Annotated in this window: 12 protein-coding genes; 10 read left to right on the top strand and 2 right to left on the bottom strand. The window is 45.3% G+C overall.

The annotated features are described in order from the left end of the window. The first annotated feature begins 167 nt into the window (after positions 1-167). From CSQ88_RS20550 to CSQ88_RS20575, 6 genes are all read left to right on the top strand, one after another. Entirely contained in the window at positions 168-593 is a 426-nt protein-coding gene (locus CSQ88_RS20550; RefSeq protein ID WP_099399940.1) for a hypothetical protein, read from the top strand. 114 nt (positions 594-707) lie between these two features. Next, the gene (locus tag CSQ88_RS20555) at positions 708-1,484 is read left to right on the top strand and encodes a plasmid mobilization relaxosome protein MobC (RefSeq protein ID WP_099399941.1); all 777 of its coding nucleotides are present in this window, start codon (positions 708-710) and stop codon (positions 1,482-1,484) included. Beyond that, complete coding sequence (locus CSQ88_RS20560; protein ID WP_099399942.1) at positions 1,481-2,209, top strand: relaxase/mobilization nuclease domain-containing protein; 729 nt, start codon at positions 1,481-1,483, stop codon at positions 2,207-2,209. Before CSQ88_RS20555 ends, CSQ88_RS20560 begins: the two co-directional genes overlap by 4 nt. A gap of 426 nt (positions 2,210-2,635) precedes the next feature. After that, on the top strand, positions 2,636-3,286 hold the full coding sequence (locus CSQ88_RS20565; protein WP_099399943.1) for a ParA family protein: 651 nt from the start codon (positions 2,636-2,638) through the stop codon (positions 3,284-3,286). 12 nt (positions 3,287-3,298) lie between these two features. Continuing rightward, complete coding sequence (locus CSQ88_RS20570; RefSeq protein ID WP_099399944.1) at positions 3,299-3,547, top strand: hypothetical protein; 249 nt, start codon at positions 3,299-3,301, stop codon at positions 3,545-3,547. 43 nt (positions 3,548-3,590) lie between these two features. Next, positions 3,591-5,564 (top strand): ATP-binding protein, encoded by a 1,974-nt coding sequence (locus tag CSQ88_RS20575; protein WP_099399945.1) that lies wholly within the window; start codon positions 3,591-3,593, stop codon positions 5,562-5,564. A 131-nt stretch (positions 5,565-5,695) separates the two neighbouring features. Here the strand turns inward: CSQ88_RS20575 and CSQ88_RS20580 are convergent, their stop codons facing one another. Both CSQ88_RS20580 and CSQ88_RS20585 read right to left on the bottom strand, forming a co-directional pair. Further along, positions 5,696-6,664: a hypothetical protein gene (locus tag CSQ88_RS20580; RefSeq protein WP_180273755.1), complete on the bottom strand. Its 969-nt coding sequence runs from the start codon at positions 6,662-6,664 to the stop codon at positions 5,696-5,698. Then, positions 6,661-7,653, bottom strand: coding sequence for a site-specific DNA-methyltransferase (locus CSQ88_RS20585; protein WP_099399950.1), 993 nt, complete (start codon positions 7,651-7,653; stop codon positions 6,661-6,663). Before CSQ88_RS20585 ends, CSQ88_RS20580 begins: the two co-directional genes overlap by 4 nt. 243 nt (positions 7,654-7,896) lie before the next feature. Between CSQ88_RS20585 and CSQ88_RS20590 the strand changes: the two genes are divergently transcribed. From CSQ88_RS20590 to CSQ88_RS20605, 4 genes are all read left to right on the top strand, one after another. Further along, positions 7,897-8,376 (top strand): hypothetical protein, encoded by a 480-nt coding sequence (locus tag CSQ88_RS20590; protein WP_099399946.1) that lies wholly within the window; start codon positions 7,897-7,899, stop codon positions 8,374-8,376. Beyond that, positions 8,376-8,654: a type II toxin-antitoxin system RelE/ParE family toxin gene (locus CSQ88_RS20595; protein WP_099399947.1), complete on the top strand. Its 279-nt coding sequence runs from the start codon at positions 8,376-8,378 to the stop codon at positions 8,652-8,654. The genes CSQ88_RS20590 and CSQ88_RS20595 overlap by 1 nt, the downstream gene beginning before the upstream one ends. Further along, entirely contained in the window at positions 8,642-9,913 is a 1,272-nt protein-coding gene (locus tag CSQ88_RS20600; RefSeq protein WP_099399948.1) for a replication initiator protein A, read from the top strand. The genes CSQ88_RS20595 and CSQ88_RS20600 overlap by 13 nt, the downstream gene beginning before the upstream one ends. Before the next feature lie 973 nt (positions 9,914-10,886). Further along, positions 10,887-11,903: a DNA-binding protein gene (locus tag CSQ88_RS20605; RefSeq protein ID WP_218963161.1), complete on the top strand. Its 1,017-nt coding sequence runs from the start codon at positions 10,887-10,889 to the stop codon at positions 11,901-11,903. The last annotated feature ends 28 nt before the right edge of the window (positions 11,904-11,931 follow it).

An 11,931-nucleotide genomic window follows, 5' to 3' on the forward strand; every position in this document is an offset into this window, starting at 1 on the left:
GGTAGTCGTGAACGGGAAGAAGCTGGAGAGTCAAAAATAGCGGCCACTAAGACCGCCGAGGTATTGGCCAAGCCGAAGAAAGACGAACCGGGGCTTTGAGGTAACAAAGTTGCACATGTGCAACTTTTGGCTAAAACGGTGCGTGGCTGTGTGACTGAGAGGCAAATATGGAAGGTGTCGTTCAATTTAATGCAATGGAACTCATTGAAATTAATGTAGGCAAAAACCTAGATGGGACAATCAGACGCAGGTTGGTCATGGTAGATCAAAGCGGCTGGGAGTATAGGGACTTGCTCGACGATCCAGCTGCAATGGTTTACCCAATATATGCCAGCCTACATCCTGAACGAGTTGGTAACTCGGTGGGTTGGTCAGTTGTTATCTATCAAAATCAGGGTGAAGACGAGTATCGAAAATTCGGCCATTTAGAGGATTTTTTGCAGGCATTGGGACTTGATTCGCTGACTTATTCACGCGCTTTGTATTGGGCGAAAATGACGCTGAATTTTGACCCAATGAGCGTTTTAGAACATGGAGAAAATGAAACAAAAGCAGCGTGGGGTGATCGGCTTGGTTTTACCGCTGAAGGGTAGGAAAGTTGCACATGTGCAACTTTTATAGGGGAATGGAATACTATTGCAGGATATGGTTTTTGACATCATACGGTCGTGATATAGTGATTTTAACGATATTAAGCTTGGCAGATAATGGCAAATTCTGTAGATGAAGAAGTTAGAAAAAGAATGGTTTTAGTTATTACTGATCTGTATCCGAGCGGCTACGGGCGTAATAAAAAACTGGAGCAAGCGACTGGAGTCAACAGTAATTTATGGTCTGATTTGCAAACTTCACGGCGCCGCCCATCTGCTGCAACCCTTGCTGCTCTTGCCAAACTAGCGCCAAATAAATTGAGTTGGATATTGCTTGGCGACGGGGATACCCCTGTAATGCGGATACAGCCTGAAATTTCCGGTAGCTCACTTGTTAAGGCCAAGGTAACGCAAACAGAAAAAACAGCGTTGATAGCCTTGGCTAAACAGAATTGCTGTTCCGTATCCGACATACTTCGAAAAGTGATTCAGCACATATTGGCAAAAACCCCGGTTGAGCTGGCAACAGAAACTGCTACTAAATCCGACACTTTAGTTTCTCTTCGTTTGCGTAAAGGTGAGTATGACGAGCTGGCAAAACGAGCGGGAAATGGGCGTACTAAGGCGAGGTATGTCAGGCGAGTTTTACGGAATCATTTATTTAAAACGGCTGAATTTACGGATGTGGAACTGTCCGCATTGCTTGACTCAAATAAGCAGATTTGGGCTTGGGGGCGAAATTTGAATCAGATTGCGCACAGACTAAACGCCAGCACGAGCGAAGCAGACATTATTTCCGCAGGAAAAATTAGTGACTTACGCAATGAATTAAATCGGCACATTATTGCTGTTAATCACCTGATTTCTGCATGCCTAAATAGGCATACCACATGAAAAAAATTGGCGGGATTACCGACGGGAAGGTACGGCGCAAACGTAAAACGCCGGATGTTTTCAGTAGTTCAAGCGAACGCAAAAAGTTAGAAAGTGCTGTCCGGCGTAGTCCCCCTGTGGTCGTGAAAATCACGGGGGGATGTAAAGGTGCAGCGCACATAAAAAGCCATTTGGAGTACATTAGCCGGAACGGCAAGCTAGAACTTGAAAATGAGCAAGGCGATAAGCTTGAAGGCCGTGAAGCGCTAAATAATTTGCATAAATTGTGGGAGTCTAATCCGGGTAAATCCTCAGAAAAAACTAAGCACACGTTAAATATGGTTTTTTCGATGCCAGAAGGCACAGATTCAAAGGCGATCCAGCAAGCAGTACGCGATTTGGCACTCAAAGAGTTTGGCGATAACTATCGCTATGTCATGGCACTGCATACGGCGGAAACGGATAAAAAAACTAAACAGCCCCACGTTCATTTGACGGTCAATACAACCGGGCATGATTTAACTCGGTTCAGTCTTGGCCGGGGGGATTTGCAGCGATTACGCGATGAATTTGCAGTGCGTCTGCGAGAGCAAGGCATTGCTGCCGACTCGACAAAGCGAGAGGCCAGAGGAATAACGGTCAAAGCGATAAAAACTCCGATTCAACAAATGAATCAACGTGGGGTTATGCCGAAAGTAGAAGAGGGCAAATACCGTGAAGTTGCCCGAGAGTTGGTAGGAGGTTAGGCTATACCTAAGCCTTGGGAGACTCGAATTCTTGCCGGGCAAAAACAGGTACGCACAGCATACTTAGAAACGGCTACTGCACTTTCAAAAACAGGGAGGCCAGAAGATATAAAACTTGCCGCTGATATTCAGCAGTTCGTGAACGAAATGCCCAAGCCAGTGACTCGACGTCATCAAATCGCTGAGAAAATTATTGCTGTTAATAAAGGCGAGGAGCTTGTGCATGAACGCAAGCGTGGTACATCAATAGATCAAGAGCCGCAGCGATAGTGCCGACTAGTTTTACAATGCCATTTTTCTTACCACCGGGCTACCTTGTATCGTGGCGTTAGCCTTCATGATAGAGTGACTAAGGCTGAAATTATCTGTTATATTTTTGTACGCAAATACGTATTTGCGTAAACAAGTAAGAGAGGATTAACGTAGATGCGTATTCTTGTCGTGGCGAGTCAAAAGGGCGGAGTGGGTAAAACCACGATAGCCGGACATCTTGGCGTTATGGCTGAAATGAAAAATGCGGGGCCTGTTGCGTTGATTGATACCGACCCACAAGGCAGCCTTTCTTGTTGGTGGAATGAGCGCCAAGCCGAAGCGCCATTATTTGCTTCTGTGGACATAGCCAACTTGAAAACCCACCTGCAACAATTAGCAAAAGCAGGTATCAAGTTAGCGATTATCGACACGCCACCAGCAGTAACGGATACGATCCGCGATGTTCTGGCTGTGGCCGATTTGGTATTGATTCCAACGCGGCCAAGCCCTCACGATTTACGTGCTGTTGGTTCAACGGTTGATCTGGTTGAACGGGCAGGTAAGCGCATGGTGTTTGTGTTGAATGGTGCAGCACCCCGAGCCAAAATTACGGGAGAAGCGGCTGTTGCACTCTCGCAGCATGGCACGGTTGCTCCTGTTACGTTGTATCAGCGTACAGACTTTGCTGCCTCAATGATTGACGGACGCACCGTGCAAGAACTCGATGCTAGTAGTAAGTCCGCCGAAGAAATTGAGAGACTATGGAGTTACGTATTTACGCAAATAAGTAAACGTGACAAAGTACGTACTAACGTAACTGCGTAATTAAGGATTTATATGTCTTCCAAGTCAGCCAGCTTGACCTCTGGGCTTGTCGCTAAAAAAGGACTGGCCGCGCCTGCAATAGCTACTCCGCAGCATGAAGAGAAACTGCAACCTGCGACCTACTACAAAGCACTAACGGTTAAATTAGATCGTGATCGTTATGAGGCGTTGAAACGTGCAGGTGTAAAATTTGATAAAAAAAGTCAGGAAATTTTTGTTGATGCGCTTGATGCATGGTTAAAAGTTAATGAATTTATATAAAAATTGAAAAATAATAAACAGATAAATTATAACGGGAAACGATATGGCTAAAGTCCATGTAACAGCACAATTAGATTTCATAAAATCTATAACATCTTCATCGAAGCCTCTACCAGCACTGTCAGAAATAATATGGAATGGTTTTGATTCTGGTTCAAATAAAGTAAACGTAACTTTAGAACGGGATGATTGTGATGGGCTCAAGACTATACGTGTGACTGACTATGGGTATGGCATTGAGCACGACAGAATAAATAAACTCTTTGGTGGCCTTGGTGACTCTTGGAAGAAAAAAGCAGGAAAACAAAATGGACGAGCACTGCATGGTAAAAATGGAAAAGGGCGTTTTAAAGCATTTGCGCTTGGTGAGCATGTAGAATGGGTAACTAAATTCATAAAGAATGATAAGTATTATTCTTATAACATTATTGGAACAGCGAATACAATTGACGACTTCGACGTTGGCGACCCAGTAGAAATAAAAATAGAGAAATCAACAGGAACAACGGTAGTAATTAGTAATCTAGAAAAGAATTTTAAATCACTTCAAAGTGATACGACTGCACTTGAGCTAACAAAAGTGTTTGCAGTGTATTTAACAGAATACCCAGATGTTCAACTTGAATACGATGGGGCTATTATTGACCCAAAAGATGTACAAGATAAAAAAACAGACTACATACTAGATAAAATACAATTAAAAAATGGAAAAACTATTAGTGCTGCAATATCAATCATAGAGTGGAATACGCAAACAGAACGGGCTGTTCATTTATGCGATGAAAGTGGAGTATCTCTTCACGAATTACAAAGCAAGCACAAAATAAATGCTCCGGGGTTTCATTTTACGACGTATATAAAATCTGACTACTTTAGAGAGTTGGATAAAGAAAATTTATTGAGTGTGTCTGATCTTCATGAAGATACGCAAACAATAATTAGTGTAGCTGTGTCAAAGGTAAAAGAGCACTTTAGGTGCAGGCTTGCGGAAGCTCAAAGTGAAATAGTAGAAAACTGGAAAAAAGACCAAATTTACCCATACGTTGATAATAATGACATTGGGCCAATTGAACTAGCAGAACGGCAAGTCTTTGATATTTTAGCTGTAAATGTACAAAGTTATTTACCATCTTTTGAGAAGTCTGATTTAAAATCAAGGAGGTTCACGTTTCAACTTTTGTCACAAGCATTAAAACAAAATCCTGAATCTGTACAGTTGATAATTAGCGAAGTATTAGAGTTAAAGAAAGAAACGCAAGATGATCTTGCAAATTTGATAAAAAAAACAAGTTTATCTTCAATAATTAGTTCAGCAAAAGTAGTGGCAAATCGTCTTGATTTTCTCAATGGCTTAGAAGCCCTTTTGTTTGATAAAGAAAGTAAAAAAGCATTACTTGAGCGCGATCAGTTGCATAAAATTCTTGAGAAAGAGTCTTGGATATTTCATGAAGAATTTAACCTCGCTGGTAGCGAGCAAAGATTAGAAGAAGTTCTGAAAAAACATCTAGATAATTTAGGAGTTAGGGAGGATAGTCCAGACATAGTTGATTTAGGAGATGGAAAGCAAGGAAGGGTTGATTTAATGCTTCAAAAAGCAACGCAACCAAGAAATGGAGAGTTTGATTATTTAATAGTAGAGTTGAAGAGGCCATCAAAAAAGATCGATGCAGATGTAATAACACAGATTAAAAAATATGCAATTGCAGTCGCAAATGATGAGCGATTTCAAGGCGTGAAAATAAAATGGACATTTGTTGCAATATCCAACGAGCTTGATGATTATGCGAAAATAGATGCAAAGCAAAAAGACAAGCCTGCTGGTGTTATATTTGAGCACGAAGGTCTTAATATAACGGCATGGGCTAAATCATGGTCAGATGTTATTAATGATGCAAGGGCAAAACTACAATTTATAAACGCTCAATTAGAATATGAAGCAAATCGTGATAGTGCAAAAGAATATTTGCAAAATACACACGCAAAATTTATACCTGAGATAAATACAAAGAATAGTTAGGTTAACAACTGAATAAGAATGCCCTGCTAAAAGCAGGGCATTCTTTAAACTTAAGAGTTAGAGAGTGGTATTAGACCATAAAGGAAAGTGAAAATTAGGTGGAACACTGTTACCAAAATTTGAATGGTGGTTTATTCGGTGTCGTCATCGGATTCGTCTTCTTTTTTAAGGGTGATATTTTCTAATGTTTGGCCTTGTCGGCCTAATAGTTCCCAAAGATCAGAATAGAAAAAATGGTCAATTGTCTTGATGTGTTGTGATAGCAACGTATCTTTAACCATGTTTGGGCGAATGTCACAGTAATAAACGCCATCTAATGGATTAAGTTTAATCGTATATGCTTTGAAGTGGCCGGGAAGAAATGTACCACTGACCCCATACTCGTTTTCCTTTTTTGTTTTCTTCCGCTGAACGTCATTCAAGAAAATGGCAATATGTGGCAAGGCTGTATCGGTTAGTCGGTTATAAAGGAATTTGTCCATAAAGACTTTATCAATACGGTCTTTGCTTGACGTTTTTACAGAGCCAATTATCTTTAATTCTTCGTCTTTGCTTATCAGTAAATCGTGCTGATAGCTGGATTTAAGAAGCTCAATCCCATCTGAGTCTTTTACGGGAACTTGCATCGTTCCTGACACGCAATCTATATTGAGCGACACAATCAATAAACGAATAAGCCTCTCAAATAAATCGCCATTCAACTTTCTGGCTTTATTTGACTCCCCGGCAGGCAATCCATCTAGCGCAGCACCGATAGACTGTTGAAGCGTATAGATAGTACGAATCAGGTTGTCGCGTAAATCTCCGGATGGTTTTTGACCATCTCGCAATTGCTCAAGCGTCATGCGGAACTGCTTTGATTCTTGACCGAAGTTTTCCGCGTCAAACATTAATTGGGTGTTAACCGGTCGCGTGATATTGAAACTACCATCTTTTTTATACTGAAAAAATTGATAGTGGCTTTCGTTTTTTGACACAATACGTGCCTGCAATCCGGTATCGACGTACTCTAAATAACGTGTACAAAAATCAATGTAATTTTCGACGGTTTTAAACCGGTCTTTGTCTGTGGCGTGATTCACTAAGTCGGCAATACTCATCGGATAGATTCTCTTCGTTCTGCTGTTTTTCGGTCGTGTGCTATCCATTCGTCCTTCGTCATGCGTCGAACGCTCTCAAGCCTGTCAATTGCCCACTGGTTGTACTGCGGATCTAGGTCACAAGCCATCCATTGACGGTTAAGCTGTTCGGCCACAACTGCTGTCGTGCCTGATCCTGAAAATGGATCAATGACTAAATCGCCCTCGTTTGAGGAGGCGAGAACAAATCGGCGTACAAGCTCTTCCGGCTTTTGTGTCGGGTGTGGGGTTTTTTCCCCCATGCCGTTACAGGTAGTCGGTATATCAAATACGTCTTTGGGTTTTGCTCCTCTGGGATGAGGTGTCCAGTTGTCGCGCGGTTTTTTCGCTCCCTTGCCATAGGCGCTTGATTCCGCTTGTGGATGGGACGGGTATTTAAGTGTGTGCGCCCCATATGGGGTGCGCACATCGTCAATATTTAGCTTGGCTGCGTCCGATTTTCGGAAATGAATGATGCTCTCATGTGAACGCCCCCATTCACTGCCCAAATTGGCTTTGTTTTTGTAGTGCCAGATAAGCCAGCGGCAGTGCTTGAAATACTTTGATGCGGGATGTTTTAAGTCTGCAAGAATTTCAGAAAATCCGCACACATATAAGGAGCCTGTCGGCTTCAAAACCCGCGAGGCTTGTTTAATCCATTTGATAGACCATTCGATGTATTTTTCTTGGCTTTCGAAATTATCCCAATCAGCTTTTTTTATGTTGTAAGGCGGATCGGCAAAAACAAGATCAACACTGGAATCATTCAGGGACTCAAGCCAATCAAACGAATTTCCTTGATATAAACACCCATTTTGATGCTCATATTGCAGTTGAAAACCTTCAGTTACTGCCTCAAATTTTCGGTTGCCTTCACTCGCCGGGGCATCAATGGGAGCTTCTACCAGCACAAGGTTTGCTATGGAGGCATCCTCGCGATGAATTCGGGTTCTTTCTGTTGCTCTGTTCATAACAGTCTCTTCATTCTTTATTGCAAAACACATAGTGCTCAATTGTCCATCAAACTGCTGTCCCTTAGGACTATATAGGATGTTTTTTTATCGGCTAGCAGCTGTATGAGGCTTCTTGAGCGAGCTGCGTATAAGTGGTGTTATGTTGTGCAGCTACGCCTTTCTTTAAGACCGATTTGCATTATCTATAAAAGATTGTCATTATATGATCTATAGATTTTGTGCTGATTCTGCGAGGATATCATGAGTGAACACACCATAGATACGGCGATGGCAAAACGATTGGTTGAAGCTGCGGCCATCCGTGGGGCTTCGATTATCGGCCAGCCTGGCGGCTGGTCAGTCATGCTCAAGTTGGGCATGTCAGAGAAACCACTCGGTACACAACGCACGGACAAGCCGCGCCTGTGGCGCTCATTGGATCGTTGCATCGAGTATGTGACCTCTGAGCTGCATCTTTCCCGTTTCGATATGTTGGACGCGACGAATTACAGTCATGAGTCCGCGACTCGGCAAGTTCGGCCTGATGCCGCAGAACGTATGCGTAAAGCCCATGAAGCGGCAGCGCATGACCAATGGTTTCGCGAGCAAGTGGCTCAGGCAGTGGCGGAGGCCGATGATCCAAATGCAGAATGGGTTTCGCATGAAACGGTGAAGGCGGATATGCAGCGGCAGCGCGAAAGCCTGATGGCGCGGATAGAACAGAAGGCGAAGGGTGAATAATGCGGATTGTATGGCTGACCCGCGCTCGTGTTGCCCGAGAAAATGCGATTGAATTTATTGCTCAAGAAAACCTGACTGCTGCACTGAATCAACTTGATGAAATTGAGCGCCAAGTTGATCTATTGCTGGATCATCCGAAATTAGGCCGCGCCGGGCGAGTGAAGGGAACGCGAGAACTGGTCGTGAGCCGCACACCATTTATTGCGTTGTATCGAATTGTTGGCGATGAAATCCAAGTGATGAATCTTTTGCATGGGGCGCAGCAATGGCCGAAGTGAAAATGGTTAGCATGGCTGAGCTTGAGGCCAATTCAGAAGCCTACAAAGTGGCGATGCTTGGATATATGGCCAGCCGTGGCGATTTGCCATTTTCAGAACAGAAAATGACCCCTGCTTTTTTTGTTGAAATGTTTAATAGCCCCGATTTTTCGGAGGCTTTTGAGAGTGCAAAAGCGAATATTGCGGAGCGTGAAGCTAACGGCGGCATAGCTAAAACCAAAGAGGGATTAAAGGCACGACTTGAAAAAGATCGTGAAGAAGCAGAAAAACAAGTTGCAGCGATCAAAGCGCAGGCCAAGCAGCCAAAGCAAGCCAATATGTTTGATTTGCTGCAACAGCGCAGCGAAGAAGCTAAGCAACGGCAGGAAGCCAAGCAACAAAGCTTTTTTGAGCCTGACTTAGAGTGTGAACAGCTAGCCGACAATCCCAATCTTGCCCCGGTACGGCATACGCAGCGCGATTTTTTTGTTTGCGATCTGGTGGACTACGCACTTAAAGACGATCAAGCCAGCATGGAAGCGCCGATTTTCTCATTGTCCACCCGCGAAGATATGAAACTCTGGACTTGGACAAGCGAGGATGGCAAGAAGTCGGTAGAGGTCGCCCCGGGCTACTATGGCCGAGCCACGCAGCACGACAAAGATATTTTGATCTATTGCGCCAGCCAACTAACCGAAGCGATCAACAAAGGCTTGCAGCCATCTAAAACGGTACGTTTTACGGCTTATGATTTTCTTGTAGCTACAAATAGAACGACAGGCGGTGTTGGCTATGACCGCTTAAAAGACACGCTTAACCGCCTTTCAGGTATGCGGATTACAACCAACATCATTACCGGGAAGAGCCGAATAGCTAAGGGTTTCGGGATTGTTGACTCATGGGAAGTTATCGAAAAATCACCCGACAGTGATCGAATGATTGCGGTTGAAGTCACGTTATCAGACTGGCTTTACAACTCTATACAGGCGCACGAAGTTTTAACTATCCACCCCGATTATTTCCGATTGCGGAAACCATTAGAGCGGCGTTTGTACGAAATTGCCCGGAAGCACGTAGGTAAGCAAGGCGCGTGGAAAATCGCCCTAGAAGCGCTGCGCGACAAGTGCGGGAGCACTAGAGAGGTGCGGAAGTTCAAGGCCGATCTAAAGATGATTATTGAGGCCGATACCATCCCTCAGTATCGCTATCAGTTAGGCGCTGGCGACATGATAACGATCTACGACCGCGACCCAAATAAGGCATTAAAAGCCTTGCTGTAACTATCGCGTTTTCGCGGATAAATTCGGTCGATCACGGACGCTATTGCTATCGGTCGATCACGGACAAATTCGGTCGATCACGGACACTTACTTCGGTCGATCACGGACAAACTATCGGTCGATCACGGACACTTCACTTCGGTCGATCACGGACAACGCTCGAAAAATTACGTATATCTATCATGCGCTTACAAAGACTATCCACAGCCGTAACACGCGCGCGCGTCTTTAACATTATAACTTTAAGTTCTTTAACGTCAGCGCCCGAAAAACCGCCAGCCAAAAAAATCAGCGCGAGATAACAAACCACCCCGGCGCTACGCGCCACCCCGTGAGGGGTTTAGAAGCAGCGCCAAGGCGCAATCAATTTAGCCCGGACTTGTCCGGGAATCGTCCTAAGCCATTTCCCTTTGTGCCACCCTTGTCAACGTAAAGAACAAATAATAAGCGCGGCACAGCCGCGCAACCGTCCAAGGAAATACCTAAACCCAAGACCTTGGGGCGCTGCCCCAAACCCCGCCCTTGCCGCCGGGAGGCTCGCGGGGGATGGGTTAAAAACCAACCCACCCCCTTAGCCAAAGCATAAGTCGCTACAGTCGCATCAAGGGGCTTTCGCGGCATAAAACGCGGCAAACACCCGCCGCATTTATTCCACGACCCCTTGACCCGCCTTCCACTGATAAACCCAACATCGCCAGCGGGTAGGGTTCGCACGGAGTGAGAGCCGTACCCGCTGGCGATGCAGCAAGCCCGGAACGGGCGCGGTAGTCGTGAGACATTAGCAAGGGTAAGCCTTTGCCACAAAAACCAACCTACAGCGCGTTTTTAGCCTTTGGCCTTGGTGTTGGTGTGGCCGACCCGGTAAAAACGGCTTAAATCGCGTTTATGGGGCTTTTCGTTTGGCGAGTCAGCAAAAATAGGTTCATATCCACTTGTATAATATCGTATTGTAACGTATCATATTTGTATTGATATGATTGTGATATGGAACGATACAGGAGAAAATGAAATGGCAAGGGAAGGGATTAGTTATGAGCAAGTCGCAGCCGCAGCAGATTTTTTAGTTGGGGCTAGCCAGTCGCCCACGATTAGAGCCATTCGTGAGCGACTTGGCACGGGTAGCCCCAACACCATCCAGCGCCACCTTTCGATATGGCGTGATGCACGGCCACAAGCAGCAGCTACCGCCCTTAATTTATCCCAAGTATTAACGGCAGCAATTGCCACCGAGATTAGTCAAACCGCAGCGCAAGCCAGAGCCGAGATTGAAAGCCGTTTAGTTGAAGCTCAAGCGGAAGCCAGCGAACTAGCTGCCGCAGGCGAAGCATTGGAAATTGAACGCGATACGCTGGCCGAGCAAGTTACCCGGTTGACGACTGAACGCGACCGAGCAGCAGCCACAGCCATCGAACGCGCCAGCGAGATCGAGCGCCAAGATCAAGACTTGAACCGGGAGCGCAGCGCAACCGAGGCCGCGAGGATTGAAGTAGCTCAGTCGCGTAACAAACTGGAAAGCCAAGCCGAGAAAATCACAGAGCAGACGCAACAGATCGAGCAGTTACGGGCGCAACTGGACGAGCAGACGCGAGGCCGGGTAGAGGCTGAAAAATTAGCGGCAGTCACAGCCGCCAAATTGGAAGCAGCTGAATATCGCGCTAGCACAGCTGAGTCCGCCGCCGATGAACTCAAAAAACAAACACGGCAAGCGCAAGAGGCCGCCAGTCTGGAAGCGCAAAAAACAGAAATGAAGCAAACCATCATTGCAGGCTTAAACGGCAAATTGGAAGCTCTGCAAACCCAGCTTCAACAACAAACGCGGGAACTGGATGGAGCCCAACAGGAAGTAAAAAAGGCGCTACAGGAAGCCGCCGAGCTACGCGGTAAGTTGGCGGGTAGTCGTGAACGGGAAGAAGCTGGAGAGTCAAAAATAGCGGCCACTAAGACCGCCGAGGTATTGGCCAAGCCGAAGAAAGACGAACCGGGGCTTTGAGGTAACAAAGTTGCACATGTGCAACTTT

This window comes from Iodobacter sp. BJB302, from assembly GCF_002735645.1.
In the GTDB taxonomy this organism is placed as follows: domain Bacteria; phylum Pseudomonadota; class Gammaproteobacteria; order Burkholderiales; family Chitinibacteraceae; genus Iodobacter.

Excerpts from the sequence above, each read along its gene's own strand:
- CSQ88_RS20550 (WP_099399940.1), top strand. The coding sequence starts at position 168 with ATGGAAGGTGTCGTTCAATTTAATGCAATGGAACTCATTGAAATTAAT.
- CSQ88_RS20555 (WP_099399941.1), top strand. The coding sequence starts at position 708 with ATGGCAAATTCTGTAGATGAAGAAGTTAGAAAAAGAATGGTTTTAGTT.
- CSQ88_RS20560 (WP_099399942.1), top strand. The coding sequence starts at position 1,481 with ATGAAAAAAATTGGCGGGATTACCGACGGGAAGGTACGGCGCAAACGT.
- CSQ88_RS20565 (WP_099399943.1), top strand. The coding sequence starts at position 2,636 with ATGCGTATTCTTGTCGTGGCGAGTCAAAAGGGCGGAGTGGGTAAAACC.
- CSQ88_RS20570 (WP_099399944.1), top strand. The coding sequence starts at position 3,299 with ATGTCTTCCAAGTCAGCCAGCTTGACCTCTGGGCTTGTCGCTAAAAAA.
- CSQ88_RS20575 (WP_099399945.1), top strand. The coding sequence starts at position 3,591 with ATGGCTAAAGTCCATGTAACAGCACAATTAGATTTCATAAAATCTATA.
- CSQ88_RS20580 (WP_180273755.1), bottom strand. The coding sequence starts at position 6,664 with ATGAGTATTGCCGACTTAGTGAATCACGCCACAGACAAAGACCGGTTT.
- CSQ88_RS20585 (WP_099399950.1), bottom strand. The coding sequence starts at position 7,653 with ATGAACAGAGCAACAGAAAGAACCCGAATTCATCGCGAGGATGCCTCC.
- CSQ88_RS20590 (WP_099399946.1), top strand. The coding sequence starts at position 7,897 with ATGAGTGAACACACCATAGATACGGCGATGGCAAAACGATTGGTTGAA.
- CSQ88_RS20595 (WP_099399947.1), top strand. The coding sequence starts at position 8,376 with ATGCGGATTGTATGGCTGACCCGCGCTCGTGTTGCCCGAGAAAATGCG.
- CSQ88_RS20600 (WP_099399948.1), top strand. The coding sequence starts at position 8,642 with ATGGCCGAAGTGAAAATGGTTAGCATGGCTGAGCTTGAGGCCAATTCA.
- CSQ88_RS20605 (WP_218963161.1), top strand. The coding sequence starts at position 10,887 with ATGATTGTGATATGGAACGATACAGGAGAAAATGAAATGGCAAGGGAA.